The following is a 21041-nucleotide window of genomic DNA, read 5'->3' as shown; positions in this document are numbered from 1 at the left end:
ATGCAGTTGCTTAGTTACTTAATTAAAATGCAAAACGAGCAGACATCACAATTTGTTGGCCATAGACACCATTATTTTTGAAATCCGCGCCAAGTGATAGTTGCTGAGTAGAGTGGAATCTTGCGCCAAAATTATAAACGGTATTGGAATCGTCGTTATCCATTATTTGACCGATACGGGCATGTAGCTCAACATTTTGCATGAACCAAATACGAGTACCAATATTCACCTCAGTGCGCCACTCGTCACCCACTTTATCACTGCCGTTTTCTTTAATGTTGTGTACCAACATTTGGCCATAAATATCTGCAAATTGGCCTGCTGGGCCGTTAAAGCCAATACCACCAGCAATGTCCCAGTCTCCGCTAAACTCACTGTCTGCGCGAGTAATGAAGTGGGTGTTTTCTGTAAAGTAGGTATTGAACTCGCCACCAAATGTACCAGGGCTAGTGCCCATGCGAAATTCCATCGTGTTGTAGTTGAAATTATTTGCATGTGCGGAAAGTGGCAAAACAGCGCACAAACCAAAGGCTGCAACCTTTAGAGCTTTACCTAGCATGGTGTCTCCGGGCAAGATGATTAAAATGAACAAAAAAATGGTCTGCAAAAAGCAGACCAAGATTGATAAAGCTATCATTTTAAGTGCTTGCCGTCACCATTTAGCTGTAATGCTCACCACATCATGCTGATATCCAAAGCAATCGGGGTTGTTTTACATGATCACCAGTTGCTCGACTTCAATTTCTGGCTTATTTCCGCCTTCAAATTCACCAAACAGACGGACTTTAGTCGTGTGATCAATCGGAGTGTTTAGCTGAATATCGTCATCGAATTCCACCATCACTTCACCGGAACCGTCGCTAAAGACAAACTTATCCGCGCGAACTTGACGTAATAAGTTACCTTCAACGACTACATCTTTTTCAGTAAACATATTGGAGTCGTTTAGCAAGGCGTCCAATTTTTCCACAGTGACAGGACCATTAAACTGCAAGTTTGATTGGTTTTGAGCGTGATCTTTCGCGAATGCGATAGAAGGAGCAATAACTAAGGCGGCGATTGTTGCGATAATTGTATTCTTTTTCATGTTACATCCTCATCGGTTTGTTTTGATGGGTTCATTAAAACAGAGCTTGTTTGAACCAATGATGATTTCAACATTCATATTCTATTCATTTGCTTGAGTAAGTGGGGACGATGACGTTATGATTGTTCATCTTCCTCTATTCCTTACAAATGTTCATGAAATCAGCGATCCCATCTTTAATGGTTCAAGGCACCACTTCGGATGCCGGAAAAAGTGTCCTTGTGGCAGGTTTATGCCGTGTATTAGCGAGAAAAGGGATAAACGTTGCCCCATTTAAGCCACAAAACATGGCACTAAATAGTGCGGTAACCAAAGATGGCGGTGAAATAGGTCGAGCTCAGGCAGTTCAGGCACAGGCGTGTAATATTGAGCCAACCGTGCATATGAATCCGGTTTTGATTAAACCCAATAGTGATACAGGTGCTCAGATCATTTTGCAGGGCAAGGCAATTTCCAATATGGATGCGGTTGGTTTTCATGATTACAAGAAAGTTGCGATGGACACGGTGTTAGATTCCTTCTCTCGTCTGACTCAAGAATTTGATTCGATCATGATCGAGGGTGCAGGGAGTCCTGCTGAAATCAATTTACGTGAAGGCGATATCGCGAACATGGGTTTTGCGGAGGCCGCTGATGTTCCGGTGATCATTGTTGCTGATATTGATCGTGGTGGTGTATTTGCGCATTTGTACGGAACACTCGCGTTACTTTCTGAATCTGAACAAGCGCGAGTAAAAGGATTTGTTATCAACCGTTTTCGAGGTGATATTCGTTTATTGCAATCGGGCCTCGACTGGCTAGAAGAAAAAACAGGCAAACCTGTACTCGGCGTGCTTCCTTTTCTTCATGGTTTGAATTTAGAAGCAGAAGACGCGATCACCGCGCAGCAAGAGTTGCACTCTGAGGTAAAACTGAATGTCGCTGTGCCTGTTTTAACCCGGATTAGTAATCATACTGATTTTGATGTGTTGCGATTGAATCCCGACATCAATCTACGTTATGTAGGCAAAGGCGAGAAAATAGATAAAGCCGACCTTGTTATTTTGCCTGGGACCAAATCAGTTAGAGACGACTTAGAGTATCTAAGAAGCCAAGGGTGGGATAAAGATATCTTACGTCATATTCGTCTTGGTGGAAAAGTGATTGGTATCTGCGGTGGCTACCAGATGCTTGGAAGCTTGATTGATGATCCAAATGGCGTCGAAGGCCAGCCGGGTCAAAGCGAAGGGCTTGGCTTACTAGACATCACCACGACGCTAACTAACAGCAAACAGCTTACAAATACACAAGCACAGCTTTCTCTTAATGGCAAAACAGCCAATGTAAAGGGTTATGAAATCCACGTAGGACAAAGTGAAGTGCAGGGCGTTCAACCTCTTACATTGAGTTCCGATGAAGCAGAGGGGGCTATCAGCAAGTGTGGCCAAATCATGGGAACCTACCTTCACGGGTTCTTTGATGAGGCAGATGTCTTAAGCCTGGTGTCAGAATGGGTAAACGGCACTCAAATCAAACAACAAGACTTTGAAGAGTTAAAGGAGCAAGGAATTAATCGTATTGCAGATGCGATAGAACAACATATGAACCTTGATTTTTTGTTTAAATAGCACATTAACTGATTGAACTTTCTACCCAAATAACCAGTTCTTTCGCTTGCCTTGTATTGGAGTTTCTCTATGAAAGCATGGAAAACGCATGCTTGCCTCGCGGCAATATTAAGCATTTCATTTTCAGCTAACGCAGCTACGAACCTCAAAGTGTATGCGGCGTCTTCGATGACGAATGCGATCGACGAAATCGCACAAAACTTTGAAGAAAAGTATGACGTTTCTATCACTCCCGTTTATGGTGGTTCTTCTTCTATCGCTCGACAAATTATCAACGGCGCACCAGCGGACATATTTATTTCTGCGAATACAAAATGGATGGATTATTTGGTCGATAAAGACGTTATTTCTCGTGACAATGTCATAAGCTTGGTGCGCAATAGCTTAGTGTTGATTGCGCCTCAGTCTTCAGAATTAACCTCATTTAACTTCTCTGATGCAACAGCATGGGAAAAGGCATTGCATGGAAATCGCCTTGCGTTAGGCAATCCGACGTCAGTGCCTGCTGGTATGTACGCGAAAGAATCACTGACTACACTGGGTGTATGGAAAGAGATCCAAACTCAAATCGCACCAGCAAAGAATGTGCGCCTAGCTTTGGCGTTGGTTGAACGTGGGGAAGCACCTTTAGGCGTGGTCTACAAAACCGATGCGCAGTTAACCGACAAAGTCAAAATTGTTGGTGAATTTGCGAGTGATACGCATGCGGCTATTGTTTACCCGGCTGCAATTGTGAATGATTCTACTGAGTCCGAGCAGTTCTTCCAGTACCTAAAATCGGACGAAGCCGCACGCGTTTTTGCTCAATATGGCTTTCAGCAATAAACCGGCTTTCAATCATAGGAACAAAGCGTGACAGAACTGGAATACCAAGCCTTAATGTTAAGCCTCAAAGTGGGCGCGTACGCAGTACTTTGGCTCATTCCTCTCGGCGTTTTTCTTGCTTGGCTACTTTCTCGAAAAACGTTCTTCGGTAAATCGATCCTCGATAGCTTAATTCATTTACCACTGGTATTGCCGCCAGTGGTTATCGGCTATTTGTTGTTGATTTCTCTTGGGCGGCAAGGGTTTCTTGGCAAGTGGCTCTATGAACATGTAGGGCTAGTCTTTAGCTTTAATTGGAAAGGAGCAGTAGTCGCTTGTATTGTCGTGGCCTTGCCTTTGATGGTTCGGTCTGTGCGGTTAAGTTTAGAGAACGTTGACCCTAAACTTGAACATGCCGCTTCAACGTTAGGCGCTTCTCCTTTAAAAGTTTTTCTCACCATTACGTTACCACTGACCATTCCCGGAATTATTACTGGGACGATGCTGTCCTTTGCTCGTAGTCTTGGTGAATTCGGGGCGACGATCAGTTTCGTCTCTAACATTCCGGGAGAGACCCAAACGATTCCACTAGCAATGTACAACTTTATTGAAACGCCAGGCGCGGAAATGCAGGCGGCTCGCCTATGTATCATTTCTATCGTGCTAGCTTTGTCTACATTAATGATCTCTGAATGGCTAAATCGCAAAGCGGCAAGTCGATTGGGTGCAAAGTAATGACGATTAAAGTTCAATTTAAACAAATTCTTGGTGATACTGATTTCGATATCAAACTTGAGTTACCTTGTAACGGAATTAGTGCTTTGTTTGGGCGATCTGGTGCGGGGAAAACCACGTTAATTAATATTTTCAGCGGATTAGTTGCACCAAAGCAGGGACATGTTGCGATTGGCGATCACGTTTTGTTTGATAGTGAACAGGGGATCAACTTACCAACACATAAGCGCGGCATTGGTTACGTGTTTCAGGATTCGCGTTTATTTCCTCACTATTCGGTTCAAGGCAACTTGTTGTATGGCGTTAAAGAAAAAGATGACGAGTACTTTGATGCAGTCACCGAACTCTTGTCTATCAAACCGTTACTAAAGCGCTTCCCGATCTCACTGTCTGGTGGTGAAAAGCAACGTGTTGCGATTGCGCGCGCATTACTATCAAAACCCAACTTGCTTTTGATGGATGAACCACTTGCGTCGCTTGATATGCCGAGAAAACGTGAGGTGATGCCATTTCTGGAGGAATTGTCGGATAAGGTTAATATTCCGATTATCTATGTCACGCATAGCCTGCAGGAGATCTTAAGACTCGCTCAACACCTCGCTATTATCGATCAAGGTAAAATTACGAGTTCAGGTAAGCTTGAAGAGGTGTGGGCTTCTCATGCGATGCGTCCATGGCAGTCTTTCTCGGATCAAAGCAGCTTATTTGAAGGCCGAATTGCTGAACATCATGAGCGTTATGCGCTGACTTGTGTCAGCCTTGCACCTAATGCATCACTATGGGTGCAAAAGATTGATGGTGAGCCAGAGACGCCAATTCGCTTACAAGTGCGTGCCAACGACGTTTCTATTACGCTAGAGCAACCTAAGGCGACTTCTATTCGAAATATCCTGCCTGCGACGGTCGATTCAATCGAGGTGTTTAACGCGGCTGATGATAAACAGAGTATTAATGTATCGCTAAAGCTAGATGAGGGATGTTATTTGTGGGCAACGATAACACCTTGGGCGCTTGATGATCTCGACTTAAAGGCAGGTGATAGTGTATTCGCACAAATTAAAGGTGTCAGTGTCACGCAAAAAGACGTGGCATTAGCGCCGCATTAATCATTTAAAGCTACGCACGCTTAATGATCAAAAAAGGCCGCAAACGCGGCCTTTATTTTGTCGGAAAAACGTTATTTTGCGAACACTTCTTTGAATTCGCGTTTAAGAAGTGGGTCGCGACGTGCTTTCTTAAGTTGCTTAACCATGTCTTTCACGCAGTTGTGAAGCACATTATCAAGTAATTGAGCGCGGTATTCTTCTTTATCTTCATCTGTCATGTTTTCTGGCAGATTAAGAGTAGGGAATTCTTCCATCACGTTGATACCAGCAAATGCTTGGCCAACAGAAACTAGAGCATGAAATTGCTCGAAGTTATCTAGAATGTTCTGAGCACTTGCAGGCATTTCGTCCCAAGACTCACGCACTGCTTCTTCAGACACTTCATGGATAGAGGTAACCATTTCGAACATTTGCTCTGGAACTTCGTCAAACTCAATAACTTTACGTAGTTCAGGAGAAATGGTTGCTAGATCGATTTTTTTGCTTTCGCTGTTAGTTGCTTCTGACATGGTGTGTCTCTCATTACAAAAAGGCGGGAATATTAATACCAAATGCATCAAATAGCTATACCCATGTGTCCGCAAGATGACCAGAACACGTGAGTTTGTTGAACTAACGTTCGTTGGTCATGTTTTGGTAGGGCAATTCTCAGTGTAATCGTTATAGACAATTGATTCCGTGATATTTAAACAAAAATATAGCACTTAATTATGAGTCGAATGCAACAACTCTATGAGTATGGTATATGTTTAATAAAGACAAAATAAGAAATGGAACGCGTTATGCAACCGACAGGGACATCAATGCGAATCCTCCTGGTTGACGATGTTCAGCTAGATAGGATGCAGTTGGCTATTCGTCTTAAGCAACTTGGACATATTGTAAAAGCGGTGGGTAGTGGGCTAGAAGCACTAAACACCTACGAGAGTTTTGATCCTGAACTGGTATTACTCGATATATCGATGCCAGATATGAACGGTTTTGAAGTCTCTCTTCATATCAGAGAAACCTTTCCCGACTGGATCCCAATAATTTTCCTGAGCAGTCACGAAGAGCCAGAAATGATTGCAAAAGCCATAGAGGCCGGCGGTGATGATTATTTAATTAAACCCGTAGATAAACTCGTACTGAACTCTAAGCTTATCGCAATGCAGCGTATTGCCCATATGAGACGAGAGCTTAAACAAGCGACAGCTCAGTTGGAGAAAGTGAATCAACTTTTGACCCAGCAAGCGAATGAAGATGGCTTAACCAAACTCTATAACCGTCGTTATATCGATCATAAGTTAGAATCGATGGTTGCATGGCATGGCCGTCACAACATGCCAATGGCTTTGATTTTATTGGACGTCGATTTTTTCAAACCGTTTAATGATAATTACGGTCATATAGAAGGAGATCGTTGCTTGCAAGCCATTGCGAACCAACTTAAAGCAACATTTTGTCGCTCTGGCGAATACGTAGGGCGTTATGGCGGAGAAGAGTTTGTGGTGTTACTGGGTTGCACAGACGCCCAAACCGCAGAGAGAGAAGCAGAACGTATACAAGAGGCCATGTATTTTCTGGATTACCCACATGAGTATTCTAGCGTGTCTAATAGGGTGACAGTGTCACAGGGTGTTTTTGTTTTTCAACCGACGGGAAAAGAGCAGCAGTCTGATTTGTATGCGACGGTGGATAGAGCGCTGTATACCTCAAAGTCTTTAGGAAGAAATACACATACGGTGGTAAATGCAAGTTGAAACAAGCTGTTATCAATAGTTACGCCTTAGCTACACTGTCACTTTTTTCATTATGTTCTAAGGCTAATTCGATTCAAGATCAGATACAAAAAGAGTATGAAAGGAACTTTGCTATTGGGATCGTTCTGTCAGATAGCGATGTCTTTACGGTAGGATTTCATGATTTCGATCCGAACGAATACTTCAACATAGATAACGAAGACATTGGTACTCAAGATTCGGTTGATCTCAGAAAGAAGATCGCAGTATCAACGCTACCATTTAGTTTTGATTTGTTTGAACAAGAGGGAATACAAACTCACTACCTATTAAATGGCCGAGTTTATGCCTTAAGTACAGAGCAAGATGTGTATGTAGACCAAAAAGGACAGATTCCAGATAAAAGTAAAGAGTTAGTTATGGGCGGATATATTGAGTTTGCTGGAGAAAAACACCTCACTGATAAGCTAACGCTTAGTGGCGCAATCGGCTCACACTTAATGTACTATCAAAACGATTATAGTTATCGTAGTAATGCACTGAATGACCTAAAACCATTTCTAGAAGGTGTATACCTAAACACCAGTGCTTGGGCCGTTGTCGGAGAAGTCAACACAAAGCTCAAATACCTAGAGCATGAATCGTGGGGGAAATGGTACCTCTGGTCGGCTCCTCACTATTTTTATGGCACTGGCTGGGGTAAAGCAAATAATGGTGATATTGGCAATCCGGAAGGCTGGTATTGGGTCAATGGAATAAAGGTGTTTTATGATTTTACCCACATTGGAGATACTGTGCAGTCAGTGTATTCGAGCTTCAATCGAGTTGATATTGGTGGTGATACAAGAAAACCCATGAATACTGTGCACTACTACGAAGCCAGTGTTGGATGGTTAATGACACCACCATTTGACTCCGATTGGATAGATAATATCGGGATCGGATTAACGATCAATTATGGCAGTGCGTTAAAAGGAGGAAGCTTAGTCTTGTTCTTTAATCAAGATTAGTCAGCTAACTTTCGCTCTGGGGTATTAATGAAGCCTCACGCAATTGCGTCCAGCTTTTTTCGCTTTGTAAAGCGCTTCGTCCGCTAACTTAATCACATCCTGAGGTGCTTGCCCGTTTTTACTGTCGGCCGCTCCGAAACTTGCGGTGACAAAGACTGACTTTCTCCTCGAACTGTCGTTACCACGCTTTTTTTGGCCTTGTTTATGGTTATCTGGGCGGGATTCTTCATCACGTAAAATCATCTCATACTCTGCAATGGATTTACGTGCTTCTTCTAAAAATTCTTTACACTCATCTGCGTACTTACCTTTAAAGACGATGGTAAATTCTTCTCCGCCAAACCGGTATACTTTTGCGCCACCGGGAGTTTTAGTTAGACGCGAAGCGACCATTTTTAATACGTCATCACCCGTATCGTGACCGTAGGTATCGTTAAACTTTTTAAAGTGGTCAACATCAAGCATTGCGATCGTGAACTTTTTGCCCATGTGTTTTAAGTCAAGGTCGAGTGCGCGTCTACTCGGGATACGCGTTAAGCTATCTGTGAAAGCCAACTGATGGCTCGCAGAGGCTGCATAAATAATGATAAGCAACCCCGTTAGCGTAAACATGGTGCTAGATATGTATTGCACATCAAAGAAAATGAACGTCGCGGACGCCAGCACCATTGCAGAGTAGGTCATCGCATGGATGATTTCATTCTTCTTTAAAACAAGAATTCCGAGGAAGCAGACAATACCCACACAATATAAAACTAGAATAAAAGGCAGTTTAGAAACCGTAGGTACGATAAATAAAATGCCGCTTGTCCATTGTTCAAACCCACCTTCAACGTAATACGCTAACGTAAGGTAAGACCAAAGAACGAACATCGTTAACATCAAGAGGTAAGTAAACATGGCTCTTGAGTCAAAACCGTCTTTACTAAACAAAAATACCGCAAGAAAAGAAACAGGAAGTAGCGTGGCTAAAATGGTCAGCTCAAGTAAGGCTGTACCACTTTGAAGTGGGACTTGTAGCCTATGCTGTATCACGAAATAGGCCAGTAACATCGCTAAGCACACCATTGACTCCCTACCTTGCTTAAATGAATAGCAAAGGAGCAGTGCACAGCCTAACAGTATGTACGGCAAATTTGCGGCAATACCCCAGTTTGACTGAGTCATCTGAATGATGTTGTTCATGCTCGAACTCACTAATCCCAGCAACATAAATGGGAAAAGGAACCTAAAGCCTGATGAAGTCATTGATGATGAGGACATCTATTACAAATTGCCTGAAAATAGTTGATTATATAATTGGTTAGGTTAAGCGTTTCATCAATATAGATATTAATCTGCTATCGATTTTCATGCTTCGAGAACTAGCAAGAATACGTCTATTTGCTCATTTTCCCAAGTATTTTGGGAGACATTACGACAAAAAGAGAGAGATTGATTAAATTAAGAGCAATCAATAAGTTGTTATAAACAAGTCGTTGCTATACTTGTTTTCATAGAACAAGGGAGATTTGCCAATGCAGATAAGCTCAGATGTGCATAACTACATGGAAACACTTGTTGGACAAGTGCTCAGTTTGCCTCAGTTTGTAGAGCAGTATGACAACGAGCAGCTCGCAGATATCGCGTGCCTTGCACTTATTCAACTCAAACCTGTCTATATTCGTCATGATATTGATTTTTTATCTTCGCTTCCGGAACAAAAACTCACCCAATTTAAGCAAAGTGCAGATATCGCGGTGAACAACGCGGCAGAAATGGTCAAAGAAGACCGGCGTAAAAACCGAGATCATGATGTACCTGTAATTTTTACTCATACCAGTTATGATGAAGACAAAGAATTGGACTGGTATGAAAAACCAATCCTCAATGTCAATATTAAGTGATACAAGCTTAATCTATCGATGAGCTTACCCTAGGAGGAACCGTGGGATTTTTTTCGCGTTTGTTTGGTGGTTGTGAAAAGACTGCTGAAGTAAAAACTGTGGAACCAGTTGAGTACAAAGGTTTCCTTATTTACCAAGAGAGCCTTTCAGAGGGTGGGCAATACCGCATTGCTGGTCGAATAGAAAAGCAATACGACGATGAGGTAAAAACACATCGATTTATTCGTTCAGATTTACTCGGCTCGGAACAAGATGCCAATGAACTTATGTTGAAGAAATCTCAGATGTTTATCGATCAAATGGGCGATAAAATCTTCGACTAACAATTCACCGCAACTTGATTCCAATCATCTTAAAAAGAGCCATTAGTGTATATGCTGATGGCTCTTTCTTTTTTTAGAGCTTAAATGTTTGTTAAGTCAGTATTTAATTATGATCTGGTTAGACCTCAGTCTAGTAAGGCATGGCGTTGTTATTTTTCGTGCTCAGAGCGACAATCATTCATTACTTAGCGTTATATGTAATGAAATTTAGTATTTAAATTACAAAACACTTGAAGTAATGAGACGCGTTCGATACAAACAGAATAATAACAGGGCTGTTAGTCAAGGTGTTATTGTGCAAATGGGTGGCCCCAAACACCATCTTTCGTTTGCAATTGTCTTGCGTGGTAAACAGATAGAAATAAAAAAGAGTTAGAGTAGAGCGACGCTCTGTTTTGGGACTAATTTATTGATATGTATACAAGGAGTATGCGTTTTGCAAATCGGTGTACCTAAAGAGATACTTGCGGGTGAATCGCGAGTAGCTGCATCGCCGAAGTCGGTTGAGCAGTTAATAAAGTTGGGATTCGATATCGCGATTGAATCCCAAGCGGGGGTGCTTGCGAGTTTCGATGATGCTGCTTATGAAGCTGCTGGTGCGAAAATCGTTTCTAGTGAAGAAGTTTGGGCATCTGGTCTTATTCTAAAAGTTAATGCGCCAATCGTAGATGAAGAACAAGGCATTGACGAAATCGCACTACTACAAGATGGTGCAACACTTGTTAGCTTTATTTGGCCTGCTCAAAACGCAGAGTTGATGGAACAACTTTCAAGTAAGAACATTAACGTTCTTGCCATGGATTCTGTTCCTCGTATCTCTCGTGCACAAGCCTTAGACGCGCTCTCTTCGATGGCTAACATCGCTGGGTATCGTGCGGTTGTTGAAGCAGCTCATGAGTTTGGTCGTTTCTTTACAGGTCAAATCACGGCTGCCGGTAAAGTACCACCAGCGAAAGTATTGGTCGCTGGTGCGGGTGTGGCTGGTTTGGCTGCAATCGGTGCTGCGGGTAGCCTAGGGGCTATTGTTCGTGCATTTGACGTTCGCCCAGAAGTAAAAGAACAAGTTGAGTCCATGGGAGCAGAGTTCCTGACCGTGGATTTCCAAGAAGACTCTGGTTCTGGTGACGGCTACGCAAAAGAAATGTCCGATGACTTCAACAAAAAAGCGGCAGAGTTATATGCAGAGCAAGCTAAAGATGTTGATATCATTATTACAACGGCACTAATCCCTGGCAAACCTGCTCCGAAGCTGATCACCAAGGAAATGGTCGACAGCATGAAAGCGGGCAGTGTCATTGTTGACTTGGCAGCTGCTAATGGCGGTAACTGTGAATACACAGTTAAAGACCAAGTTATCATGACAGATAATGGCGTAAAAATTGTTGGTTACACTGACATGGTCGGCCGTTTGCCAACGCAATCTTCTCAACTTTACGCGACAAACCTTGTTAACCTTCTAAAACTGCTGTGTAAAGAAAAAGACGGTAACATCAATATTGATTTCGAAGATGTTGTTATCCGTGGTGTCACCGTGGTTAAAGAAGGTGAAATTACATGGCCTGCGCCACCAATCCAGGTTTCAGCGCAGCCGCAAGTGAAACAAGAGCAACCTGCGAAACCAGAGCCTAAAGTAGAAGAACCTACCTCTCCAACGAAGAAAATTATTGGTGTAGCCGCGGCAGTAGGTGCTTTTGCTTGGATTGCATCGGTTGCGCCGGCAGCGTTCCTTTCTCACTTTACTGTATTTGTTTTAGCTTGTGTTGTCGGCTACTACGTGGTTTGGAATGTTACCCATGCACTTCATACTCCGCTTATGTCGGTAACGAATGCTATCTCCGGCATTATTGTGGTTGGTGCATTACTGCAAATTGGGCAAGGTAATGGGGTCGTTTCATTCCTATCCTTTATTGCTGTATTGATCGCCAGCATCAATATCTTCGGTGGTTTCACCGTCACCAAGCGTATGCTTGAAATGTTCCGCAAAGATAAATAGGAGTTACAATGTCTGCAGGATTAGTACAAGCAGCTTACATTGTTGCTGCATTATTTTTCATCATGAGTTTGGCGGGGCTTTCAAAGCAAGAGTCCGCTCGTAATGGTAACTACTATGGTATCGCAGGTATGACGATCGCGCTGATCGCGACGATCTTCAGCCCTGATGCTCAAGGCTTTGGGTGGATCATTATTGCGATGGCGATAGGTGGGGCGATCGGTATTTTCTATGCGAAGAAAGTAGAAATGACCGAGATGCCAGAACTGGTTGCGATACTGCACAGCTTTGTAGGTTTAGCTGCGGTTTTAGTTGGCTACAACAGTTACCTTGATGCGCCAGAAGCAGCAACTCATGCTGAACATGTTATCCACCTTGTAGAAGTATTCTTGGGTGTTTTCATTGGTGCCGTAACCTTCACGGGTTCAATTGTTGCATTTGGTAAGTTACGTGGTGTGATTTCTTCTTCGCCGCTTAACCTTCCTCACAAGCACAAAATGAACCTTGCAGCGGTTGTGATTTCTACGCTTCTTATGATCTACTTCGTAAATGCAGATGGCAGCATGTTCGCTCTGATTGTGATGACACTGATTGCGTTCGCGTTCGGTTACCACTTAGTTGCTTCAATTGGTGGTGCTGATATGCCAGTTGTCGTTTCAATGCTGAACTCATATTCAGGTTGGGCAGCAGCAGCAGCAGGTTTCATGCTCGCAAATGACCTATTAATCGTAACAGGTGCGTTGGTTGGTTCTTCAGGTGCGATTCTTTCTTACATCATGTGTAAAGCCATGAACCGTTCGTTTATCAGTGTTATTGCTGGTGGCTTTGGTCAAGAGATTGTAATTTCAGGTGACGAAGAGCAGGGCGAACACCGCGAAACAACGGCAGAAGAAGTCGCTGAAATGCTGAAGAACTCAAAATCAGTAATCATCACCCCAGGATATGGTATGGCTGTAGCGCAAGCGCAGTATCCAGTGCATGAAATTACTGACGTACTTCGTTCAAAAGGTATTGAGGTTCGCTTTGGTATTCACCCAGTAGCAGGTCGTCTTCCGGGACATATGAACGTGTTACTTGCTGAAGCGAAAGTACCGTATGATATCGTTCTTGAAATGGATGAAATCAATGATGACTTCGCTGAAACAGATACAGTACTGGTTATCGGCGCTAACGATACGGTAAACCCAGCAGCTCTGGAAGATCCGAACAGCCCGATTGCTGGTATGCCTGTACTGGAGGTTTGGAACGCGAAAAATGTAGTGGTATTCAAGCGTTCAATGAATACTGGTTACGCAGGTGTACAGAACCCACTGTTCTTCAAAGAAAATACATCAATGCTATTTGGTGATGCGAAGGAAAGTGTCGAGTCTATTTTTAAAGCACTCTAACCATTCTTGATTTAAAACTATACAGGGTCAGCAATCGCTGGCCCTTTTTTGTTCCGTTTCAATGTTATAGTAATGCAAATCCTTCTGTTAGCAGATGTCAATTGCTTGTAGATTGATGTATAGTTTTGGCTAATGTAACAAGTGACGGTAACAGTTTGATTAAAAAGTTTTTGCTCGGTTTTGCAACTGTATTGCCGCTTTTTTCGGCACCTGCATTTTCCGATTCACTACCAGAAAGAATAGATACGTTTACAGAGCTATTTAATTATGAAGTAGCTCTTAAATCGTATGATATTCGTATTCTGCAATCAAATTATCCTACCAAGTTACTTGCGCCAGATTCGCTTCTGCCGCAAACGTCTGACTATCCGTTAAAAGATATACAACAGCTTTACAGCTTAGCGAATACTTGTCGTGGTAAATTGCCACTAAGTCCTTTAATTACTGAGCCGTTAGTATTTACAAGAGCCATCTGTAAAGGGACGCAACTGACACCACGTTGGTTTTCGCGTAGTGGCCTCATTCACCCTGGTGGTGGGACTTATGCTGCACGCTATGTGGATAAGTATCCAGAACTCAAACCCAAGCTTGCTCAATACATGCATATTAAAGAGCGTGACAATGAGGAAGGGGATGAGTTGCTAGAAAGCTTGAAAAACATGGACGACGACGCCATTAATGCTTTGATTGCAGGCGCGAGCATGTTTATCGAAGGTAACGAACTTTGGTTACGACGTGGTGACCGTTACTTTGTTTTCGAGAAAGATATCTGGGAAGAAAACGTCGCTAATGCGGGTCTGTCGTACGCTCTAGCGTCTCAAAGCAAAAGTTGCTTTGTTAAACGAGGCAATATTTGTTGGGATGTAGAAGATCACTCACAAGTTTTGCGGATCAGTATGATCATACTGGTAATCGCAAATATTCTTCTAGTGATTGGTTGGGCTGTATACCGCTGGAATAGTAAGCGAGAAGAGCTCCGTAGTAGAATGCTTGTGTTGCAAATTTTAACGCATGAGCTCAGAACACCGATTGCATCTCTATCACTGACGGTTGAGGGCTTTCGCCGAGAATTCGAGCATCTACCTGAAAGCGTATATGACGAGTTCCGCAGATTGTGTGAAGATACACGTCGTTTGCGTCAATTGGCAGAAGCGAGTAAAGATTATTTGCAATCTGATAACCAAATGCTTGCAACAGATTGGGTTCCGTCTGTCGCAGACTGGTTAGAATTTAAGATCGAAGAAGAATTTGATAGTGCCGTGCTTTTCAACATCAATGAAGATGTGGCTGCTAAAGTTAATGTGTACTGGTTAGGAACTTGTATCGATAACTTGCTTCGTAATGCGCTTAAGTACGGTATTGCACCAGTTGAATTGGATGTTTCAACTAGTGAAGAAAAAATAGTATTCCAAGTCCGAGATGCTGGTGGCCTAACGGCTAAAGATTGGGCAAATTTGAAGAAACCGTTCGTCAGTAAGAGCGGGTTAGGACTTGGGTTAACAATCGTTGAATCTATGGTAGGCCGCATGGGCGGAAAAATGTCCCTGATGGGACCACCTACAACTTTTATATTGGAGATACCTTGTGAAACAGACACTGCTTCTCGTTGAGGACGATAAAAACTTGGCTGATGGCCTGTTAGTAAGCCTGGAACAAGCAGGATATGAGTGTTTACATGTGGAACGTATTGCAGACGTAGAACCACAATGGAAAAAAGCTGACTTGGTTATTCTCGATCGCCAACTCCCAGATGGTGACTCTGTACAATGTCTCCCAGAATGGAAACAGATTAAAGACGTACCAGTTATCTTGCTAACGGCACTTGTTACCGTAAAAGATAAAGTTGCAGGCCTTGATTCCGGCGCGAACGACTACTTAACGAAGCCTTTTGCTGAAGCGGAACTCTTTGCGAGAATCCGTGCACAGCTACGAGCACCGGATTCAGCAGAGCAAAGCAGCGCTGATAAAGTGATCACAAAAGACTTAGAAATTGATCGTTCAACTCGTGAAGTTACCTATAAAGATGAGCTAATTACGTTAACTCGTACAGAGTTTGATCTACTGCTATTTTTAGCGTCGAACTTAGGTCGCGTGTTTACTCGTGATGAGCTACTTGACCACGTTTGGGGTTATAATCACTTCCCAACAACACGTACTGTGGATACGCACGTATTGCAGCTTCGTCAAAAACTGCCAGGACTGGAAATTGAAACACTTCGCGGTGTTGGCTACAAGATGAAAGCATAAGTCATAATGAAAACACTACTCCCCGTAGTTCTCTCATTAGCGTTAGTGAAACCAGTCCATGCAATGGACTGGTTTCAAACTAACACGCCTTTAACGCAGGCACATCAACACTTACTTGAAGATGATCTTGCCGGTATGTTCAACTCTCTTGTTGAACTGTGGCAAACGGAACCAAGTAAAGATTTGACTCCTCATCTCAATGACCTTCTTGGTCAGTCACTATCTAAAAACTGTGGCAAGTCTCTCACTGGTGTAACGCTGCCTGAATGGATAAGTGGCGTGAACGTTATTCGTCAGACTATCCAAAGCCCTGGGCGAGATACATTTAGGTTAGTGATCAAGCTAAGAGCTACAACTGACATCGAAAATATTTCATTTAATCGATGGGTGGATGATTCTATATCCGCAGACAGTTCATTCAGTTATGAAGAACAGCCGAGCGGTACGGAATTAGCCAATGAGCGTAGTTATTCGAAACGCTATAACCTCACGGGTAAGCTTGAAGCAGGCTTGTATCACTTAACTATTGTTTCTAAAGATAAACAAGAGTATCGAACTTGGGTAATATTAGGAGATTCCAATTCTTCGCAATATGTTCGTTGGACATCTAAAGAGAATTGGAAAGTAGAAAAGAGCGCACTTCGTAATCCCCATTGTCCATTACCGCAACTTGAAGTTGGTTTATATGACTACATTGATGGTCAATACGAGCAAATGTGGAAAAAGACGTACGAGTCTAACTATCCCAATTCACTAGAGCTTGCGGGTGTCCCAAATGATAGATACGTGCTAGCAGTGAGTATCAACAGTCGTCGTTGGCAGGGCGATATAATTGTTGAGCAAGCTCAAACTATTAGCCGAACTTATGATCTTTCCCAAGAAGAATAGTTAAAGAAATACCATTTGTGCCGATAAAGGTTCAGGAAGAACCAAAATCACAAGTGTAGTATGAAAACCAAATATAAAATTCTAGCCACCTCAGTTGCCACCACACTTTTCGCAAACGTTGCTTCGGCTGCCACTTATGCGATAGAAGCTCGTAGCGATGCGATGGGTGGCGTTGGTACGGTATCAGCAACTTATCTGACTGCTCCTTTTTTCAACCCCGCACTTACTGCAATTTATCGCCGAAACGACGATGCAGGAATGATCGTGCCAAGTTTTGGTGGTAACTACGATGATCAATATGATCTTGTCGATGAAATCGAACGCATCAGCAAATTGACCGATGTCGATGAAATCAAAAAATCGATGAATGCCATAGATGGAAAAAAAACTGACTTTGATCTTGGTGGCGTTGTCGCTATAGGTATTCCTAATAAATTTTTATCTGCAACTGCTTACGGTAAGTTATACACTGAATCATTCGTACAACCAAAAGTAGATACGTCAGGTACTAATCCGTTAGACGATAGCTACGTACAAGGTGTTTCTATTGGTGTTGCTGAAGCAGGTGTATCACTTGCTAAATACACCAACTTTATGAATCAACACCTTTCATTTGGTGTTACGCCTAAACTTCAGCGTATTTATACGTACTCTTACGCCACGAGTTTTCAGAATTTCGATACCAAAGACTTACGTGAACATGAGACAGCGGAAACGATGTTTAACTTGGATGCGGGCGCGCTTTGGTTCTTTGGCCCATATCGTGTCGGTATTTCAGCAAAAAACTTGATCGGAAGAGACGTTAAAACAAAATCGTTCATGTATGGCAGTGATACGATAAAATCATACGAATACAGCATGCGTCCCGTATATACGGTCGGGGCAGGGGTTGTTGCCGATTACTTTACTATGAGTGTCGACTACGATCTTAATGAAGAAAAACGTTTTTCATCCTTTGATGATAATACACAAATGATTCGAGCTGGTATTGAATTTGATATCTTGCGTCAAATGGCATTGCGAGCGGGTTATATGAAAAACTTAGCTCGAAGTAGCGACGAAGGTACCATTACTGCAGGTATTGGACTGTCTCCACTTAAGTTGATCGAATTAGATATTGCTGCTCAGTACACGAACGAGAACGCAATGGGGGCATCCATTAATTTCCTTGCGACCTATTAATTGAATCGTTATAGTCTGCTCCTCAAAATGAGGAGCTTTTTTATGTTTGACGATTTACCCCCTCTATCTCACCAAGAGCAACAACAAGCTGTAGAGAAAATTCAAGAATTGATGGCGAAGGGCACAAGTACAGCAGAAGCCATCAAAATTGTTGCCGAACAGATTCGATCTGAGTACGCAGAAAAACAACAGCAACAAAACTAATTAATTCATATCAGGGCTTTGGCCCTGTTTTTTTTGGTCTCATATAATCCTCAAATATCTTCACACCTTAACGTAGTTACGTCGTAACGTTATTTCTATACCTTTCAATTTATTCAACTTCCTCTATTCTGTACTAAGTAATTGGTAAAATTTTACTTGTTTAAGTTAACCTTGATGCGTTCTGGCTTGAACGAATATGGGTGAAATGCTATTTTTTAAATTAAAATTAATAAATTCAGTGGCTTGTGTTGGTTTTTTGTCTTGTGGTTATGTTTAGATCATCTTTTTGTGTAATTAAATTACAAGATGATGATTGGGTATGTTTTCAAGTAGAGGATTATGCTGTGAAGATAAAAAAGACACGTTGTAACAGAAAAATAAAATCTGAATATAGTTATATAGTTGACGTTATATAGACAGTAAGTGCTCGCAGACGTATGTCGGTTTTAGGTTGAACATAGGAGTGTTGGACTCTGTTTTAACTCTAAATCTTGTCTTTAATTCAGTGTTGTCTATGAAATAACTCTTAATCTTGATCGATGGATTACACGAAAAAATTACTTATTGCCAAGTGGTTTTACTAAACTAGGCGACGTTGTAATTAGGAATATAAAACAAGCTGCAATAGAAATTGACAGGGTTTAGAAGCGTAGTGACGGCGTAACGTGGGTTTGTTTGCGTTAGTTACATAGTTATGTACATCTTAAGGAGGGAGAACAAAATGGGCCACATATCAATAACTGGTTCCTAAGTCACTAGTTGACTTCACGAGCCTTCAATGGCTATTAGATAGCTGATCGCTCGGCTGTTTCCACATTCTTATATCAAACTCCCATATTTTCATGAAATATGAGTTTAGACATTGCATTCGCTCTTAGTGAACTAGACTTACTATAAGCACATGAAAACTAACTAGGAGAGAAAGAATGAGTTACAAGCACGTTTTAGTCGCTGTTGATTTATCTCAATCTAGCCAAGTCGTTATCGAAAAAGCAATAACTCAAGCAAAGAACTCGAACGCCAAACTTTCATTCGTTTATGTGGATGTTGATCGTGTGATCATGGAGCCGAAAGAAGAACAAAAGTTGCAAAAGGAGCTACAAGAACTCGCTGATAAATGCCTATATCCAGTACACGAGACGATGGCAGTTATCGGTGACCTTCATATCAAATTGTCGGGAATCGTAAAAAAAGAGGGAATAGACCTAGTAGTCTGCGGTCATCATCATAATTTATTGAGCCGTTTCTTTTCATCGGTACCAAGGGTAGCGAATGAGGTTGAAGCAGATTTATTGATTGTTTACTTGGATGAGTGACAGTAACGCAGGTTTGTGCCACATCTTTTGTAATCCCGTTTTTCGCATATTAAAAAGCCGAACGTTTGCGTTCGGCTTTGCGTATGATTGACAACAAAATAACTAACCAGGAATGGCAGATGCCTCTTGGGATAAAATAGATGCAGACTCTGCGTTTGACTGCAAATCAAAATGCACGTTAACTTGCACACCTTCTCGCTCAAAAGTGACATCATCAAAATCGGTCATAGCAATTTTGAATCCATTTCTAGCAAAAAAGCCAGTCACCATAGTTCGCTGCTTAATTTCTAGTGCAGACGCGAGTAGCTTATCCATGGCATTCTCCTTGGTTATTGTGGGGATATGGGTAGAAGATACACGCAGAACGGTATGAAATCAATTTAATATAAAGCTGCTTTCGATTAAATTTTTAATGTAAGTCAATCTATCGTTTAACCCACGTGATTTATTCCACGCAAAGCCTTGATAATGAAACGGTATAGCATCTCATGTTGTGATAACAAGCATAAAGTTGGGGATTTTCATAAATGCCTAACGAGGCTCTTTGAAACAATACGTTACAAAGCTTCTCGCTAGATCTCATGAGTTATCAAAGGAAAATTATAAACCTGAAAAGCCATCCTAAAGTGATTCATTTTTCAATATTTTTGATAACTCAGACCTAATAAAAGTAGATATTTCAGCTAGCTTTCTTGGTAAAGGGTTTTGATAAGGGTAGGCGATATACATGGAGCGTTCTATATCAAAATTTTGTGAAATTTGGATATTGTTGTCTATATGGTTACTTTTTACAAGGTAATTTGGAATGACGCCAACCCCAACCCCCTCAGAGACAAAGTTTATTAAAATAGAGGTGTTATCAACTTCGATAACGTCAGTGTACTGCTTTTTAATTGATTCCTTATTCGAGTGATTCTTGTAGATTAATAGCGTGTTGTTATTGGCATTGTTAACTGTAGATATTAAAACATCGTTATAATCACCGATTTTATGTGCAATCAGAGTGTCATCAATAATATTATTAAGCCTAATCGCTAAATCTACATTGCTTTCTAATAAATTCTCAACATTGTTACTTGATGATATTTCAAAGTTCACTGCTGGATATCGTTCTTGTAAGCCTTTAAGAACAGAACCAAAAATAGAAGAGGCTATAGAGTTGGGCATTGTAATTTTAAACTTTCCATTAATGCACTCACTCAACGAGCTAGCTCTGTAATTCAACTCCTGCAAGCTCTCTAACGTTTTGATGGCAAGCTCTCTAATGCTTTCACCATGATCAGTTAAAACGAGTTTTCTTGTTGTCCTGTGGACGAGTGTTACACCAAGTTGTTTTTCTAATGCCGCTAACTGCCTGCTGACTTGAGCTTTCGACTTTCCAAGTTCTTTTGATGCCTCTGTAAGAGAGAGGTGTTTACAAATGGCTGCAAAGCAGACCAGCTCATTGTTCATCAATTCCATGATTGTTACCTTTTTGCAACTCTGAGTCACGTTGTCTTTTAACGGGAGGGAAAGTATAACTTGCATCAACGGAGGGAGACAATGAT

General features: G+C 41.9%; 22 protein-coding genes. 16 read left to right on the top strand and 6 right to left on the bottom strand.

What is annotated here, in order from left to right:
- Positions 1–22: 22 nt before the first annotated feature.
- Together LIX84_RS03870 and LIX84_RS03865 are read right to left on the bottom strand one after the other, a co-directional pair.
- Positions 23–559 (bottom strand): hypothetical protein, encoded by a 537-nt coding sequence (locus LIX84_RS03870; RefSeq protein ID WP_226420676.1) that lies wholly within the window; start codon positions 557–559, stop codon positions 23–25.
- Positions 560–712: 153 nt separating this feature from the next.
- Positions 713–1087, bottom strand: a complete 375-nt coding sequence (locus LIX84_RS03865) for a YgiW/YdeI family stress tolerance OB fold protein (RefSeq protein WP_085343791.1) — start codon at positions 1085–1087, stop codon at positions 713–715.
- A 155-nt stretch (positions 1088–1242) separates the two neighbouring features.
- On the opposite strand from LIX84_RS03865, the gene LIX84_RS03860 reads away from it, so the two are divergent.
- The 4 genes from LIX84_RS03860 to modC all read left to right on the top strand — a co-directional run bounded on the left by LIX84_RS03860 (position 1243) and on the right by modC (position 5339).
- Positions 1243–2694, top strand: a complete 1452-nt coding sequence (locus tag LIX84_RS03860) for a cobyric acid synthase (protein WP_226420675.1) — start codon at positions 1243–1245, stop codon at positions 2692–2694.
- A 69-nt stretch (positions 2695–2763) separates the two neighbouring features.
- Positions 2764–3519: a molybdate ABC transporter substrate-binding protein gene (gene modA / locus LIX84_RS03855; RefSeq protein ID WP_226420674.1), complete on the top strand. Its 756-nt coding sequence runs from the start codon at positions 2764–2766 to the stop codon at positions 3517–3519.
- Between the two features lie 27 nt (positions 3520–3546).
- Complete coding sequence (modB, locus tag LIX84_RS03850; RefSeq protein ID WP_150916537.1) at positions 3547–4233, top strand: molybdate ABC transporter permease subunit; 687 nt, start codon at positions 3547–3549, stop codon at positions 4231–4233.
- The gene (gene modC, locus LIX84_RS03845; protein ID WP_226420673.1) at positions 4233–5339 is read left to right on the top strand and encodes a molybdenum ABC transporter ATP-binding protein ModC; all 1107 of its coding nucleotides are present in this window, start codon (positions 4233–4235) and stop codon (positions 5337–5339) included. Before modB ends, modC begins: the two co-directional genes overlap by 1 nt.
- A gap of 71 nt (positions 5340–5410) precedes the next feature.
- Here the strand turns inward: modC and LIX84_RS03840 are convergent, their stop codons facing one another.
- A complete protein-coding gene (locus LIX84_RS03840; RefSeq protein ID WP_005394495.1) occupies positions 5411–5848 on the bottom strand; it encodes a DUF3069 domain-containing protein in 438 nt (145 codons plus the stop codon).
- A gap of 273 nt (positions 5849–6121) precedes the next feature.
- On the opposite strand from LIX84_RS03840, the gene LIX84_RS03835 reads away from it, so the two are divergent.
- Positions 6122–7081, top strand: coding sequence for a GGDEF domain-containing response regulator (locus LIX84_RS03835; RefSeq protein ID WP_012842266.1), 960 nt, complete (start codon positions 6122–6124; stop codon positions 7079–7081).
- A complete protein-coding gene (locus LIX84_RS03830; protein WP_047009190.1) occupies positions 7078–8070 on the top strand; it encodes a Solitary outer membrane autotransporter beta-barrel domain in 993 nt (330 codons plus the stop codon). The genes LIX84_RS03835 and LIX84_RS03830 overlap by 4 nt, the downstream gene beginning before the upstream one ends.
- Positions 8071–8094: 24 nt before the next feature.
- Here the strand turns inward: LIX84_RS03830 and LIX84_RS03825 are convergent, their stop codons facing one another.
- Positions 8095–9333, bottom strand: coding sequence for a GGDEF domain-containing protein (locus LIX84_RS03825; RefSeq protein ID WP_048625059.1), 1239 nt, complete (start codon positions 9331–9333; stop codon positions 8095–8097).
- Between the two features lie 254 nt (positions 9334–9587).
- Between LIX84_RS03825 and LIX84_RS03820 the strand changes: the two genes are divergently transcribed.
- The 10 genes from LIX84_RS03820 (at position 9588) to LIX84_RS03775 (ending at position 19494) form a co-directional block, all read left to right on the top strand.
- Positions 9588–9956, top strand: coding sequence for a late competence development ComFB family protein (locus tag LIX84_RS03820; RefSeq protein ID WP_226420672.1), 369 nt, complete (start codon positions 9588–9590; stop codon positions 9954–9956).
- A 41-nt stretch (positions 9957–9997) separates the two neighbouring features.
- Positions 9998–10279 carry an HlyU family transcriptional regulator gene (locus LIX84_RS03815; RefSeq protein WP_226420671.1) on the top strand — a complete coding sequence of 94 codons (282 nt, stop codon included), beginning with the start codon at positions 9998–10000 and terminating at the stop codon, positions 10277–10279.
- A gap of 436 nt (positions 10280–10715) precedes the next feature.
- Positions 10716–12272, top strand: a complete 1557-nt coding sequence (locus tag LIX84_RS03810; RefSeq protein ID WP_005394487.1) for a Re/Si-specific NAD(P)(+) transhydrogenase subunit alpha — start codon at positions 10716–10718, stop codon at positions 12270–12272.
- A gap of 8 nt (positions 12273–12280) precedes the next feature.
- Positions 12281–13657: a Re/Si-specific NAD(P)(+) transhydrogenase subunit beta gene (gene pntB / locus LIX84_RS03805; protein WP_134645671.1), complete on the top strand. Its 1377-nt coding sequence runs from the start codon at positions 12281–12283 to the stop codon at positions 13655–13657.
- 155 nt (positions 13658–13812) lie between these two features.
- A complete protein-coding gene (vxrA, locus tag LIX84_RS03800; protein WP_005394482.1) occupies positions 13813–15267 on the top strand; it encodes a sensor histidine kinase VxrA in 1455 nt (484 codons plus the stop codon).
- The gene (gene vxrB, locus LIX84_RS03795; RefSeq protein WP_005394480.1) at positions 15242–15904 is read left to right on the top strand and encodes a response regulator transcription factor VxrB; all 663 of its coding nucleotides are present in this window, start codon (positions 15242–15244) and stop codon (positions 15902–15904) included. The genes vxrA and vxrB overlap by 26 nt, the downstream gene beginning before the upstream one ends.
- A 6-nt stretch (positions 15905–15910) precedes the next feature.
- Positions 15911–16792 (top strand): DUF2861 family protein, encoded by an 882-nt coding sequence (locus LIX84_RS03790; protein ID WP_005394478.1) that lies wholly within the window; start codon positions 15911–15913, stop codon positions 16790–16792.
- Positions 16793–16852: 60 nt separating this feature from the next.
- Complete coding sequence (locus LIX84_RS03785; RefSeq protein ID WP_046875459.1) at positions 16853–17974, top strand: conjugal transfer protein TraF; 1122 nt, start codon at positions 16853–16855, stop codon at positions 17972–17974.
- 42 nt (positions 17975–18016) lie between these two features.
- Complete coding sequence (locus LIX84_RS03780; RefSeq protein ID WP_005394474.1) at positions 18017–18178, top strand: YoaH family protein; 162 nt, start codon at positions 18017–18019, stop codon at positions 18176–18178.
- A gap of 926 nt (positions 18179–19104) precedes the next feature.
- Entirely contained in the window at positions 19105–19494 is a 390-nt protein-coding gene (locus tag LIX84_RS03775; protein WP_012842271.1) for a universal stress protein, read from the top strand.
- A 102-nt stretch (positions 19495–19596) separates the two neighbouring features.
- Here LIX84_RS03775 and LIX84_RS03770 read toward each other — a convergent pair whose 3' ends face one another.
- Both LIX84_RS03770 and LIX84_RS03765 read right to left on the bottom strand, forming a co-directional pair.
- The gene (locus tag LIX84_RS03770) at positions 19597–19809 is read right to left on the bottom strand and encodes a hypothetical protein (protein WP_012842272.1); all 213 of its coding nucleotides are present in this window, start codon (positions 19807–19809) and stop codon (positions 19597–19599) included.
- 306 nt (positions 19810–20115) lie between these two features.
- Positions 20116–20955, bottom strand: a complete 840-nt coding sequence (locus LIX84_RS03765) for a LysR family transcriptional regulator (protein WP_226420670.1) — start codon at positions 20953–20955, stop codon at positions 20116–20118.
- Positions 20956–21041 lie beyond the last annotated feature (86 nt).

The sequence above is a fragment of the Vibrio sp. E14 genome, from assembly GCF_020515785.1.
Taxonomy (GTDB): Bacteria; Pseudomonadota; Gammaproteobacteria; order Enterobacterales; family Vibrionaceae; genus Vibrio; species Vibrio diabolicus.
Note: the sequence above shows the minus strand (reverse complement) of the source record. Positions and strands in the feature narration are given on the sequence as shown.

Bases quoted from the DNA above. Each gene is read 5' to 3' on its own strand.
- LIX84_RS03870 (WP_226420676.1), bottom strand. From the start codon at position 559: ATGCTAGGTAAAGCTCTAAAGGTTGCAGCCTTTGGTTTGTGCGCTGTT.
- LIX84_RS03865 (WP_085343791.1), bottom strand. From the start codon at position 1,087: ATGAAAAAGAATACAATTATCGCAACAATCGCCGCCTTAGTTATTGCT.
- LIX84_RS03860 (WP_226420675.1), top strand. From the start codon at position 1,243: ATGAAATCAGCGATCCCATCTTTAATGGTTCAAGGCACCACTTCGGAT.
- modA (WP_226420674.1), top strand. From the start codon at position 2,764: ATGAAAGCATGGAAAACGCATGCTTGCCTCGCGGCAATATTAAGCATT.
- modC (WP_226420673.1), top strand. From the start codon at position 4,233: ATGACGATTAAAGTTCAATTTAAACAAATTCTTGGTGATACTGATTTC.
- LIX84_RS03840 (WP_005394495.1), bottom strand. From the start codon at position 5,848: ATGTCAGAAGCAACTAACAGCGAAAGCAAAAAAATCGATCTAGCAACC.
- LIX84_RS03835 (WP_012842266.1), top strand. From the start codon at position 6,122: ATGCAACCGACAGGGACATCAATGCGAATCCTCCTGGTTGACGATGTT.
- LIX84_RS03825 (WP_048625059.1), bottom strand. From the start codon at position 9,333: ATGTCCTCATCATCAATGACTTCATCAGGCTTTAGGTTCCTTTTCCCA.
- LIX84_RS03820 (WP_226420672.1), top strand. From the start codon at position 9,588: ATGCAGATAAGCTCAGATGTGCATAACTACATGGAAACACTTGTTGGA.
- pntB (WP_134645671.1), top strand. From the start codon at position 12,281: ATGTCTGCAGGATTAGTACAAGCAGCTTACATTGTTGCTGCATTATTT.
- LIX84_RS03790 (WP_005394478.1), top strand. From the start codon at position 15,911: ATGAAAACACTACTCCCCGTAGTTCTCTCATTAGCGTTAGTGAAACCA.
- LIX84_RS03785 (WP_046875459.1), top strand. From the start codon at position 16,853: ATGAAAACCAAATATAAAATTCTAGCCACCTCAGTTGCCACCACACTT.
- LIX84_RS03780 (WP_005394474.1), top strand. From the start codon at position 18,017: ATGTTTGACGATTTACCCCCTCTATCTCACCAAGAGCAACAACAAGCT.
- LIX84_RS03775 (WP_012842271.1), top strand. From the start codon at position 19,105: ATGAGTTACAAGCACGTTTTAGTCGCTGTTGATTTATCTCAATCTAGC.
- LIX84_RS03770 (WP_012842272.1), bottom strand. From the start codon at position 19,809: ATGGATAAGCTACTCGCGTCTGCACTAGAAATTAAGCAGCGAACTATG.
- LIX84_RS03765 (WP_226420670.1), bottom strand. From the start codon at position 20,955: ATGGAATTGATGAACAATGAGCTGGTCTGCTTTGCAGCCATTTGTAAA.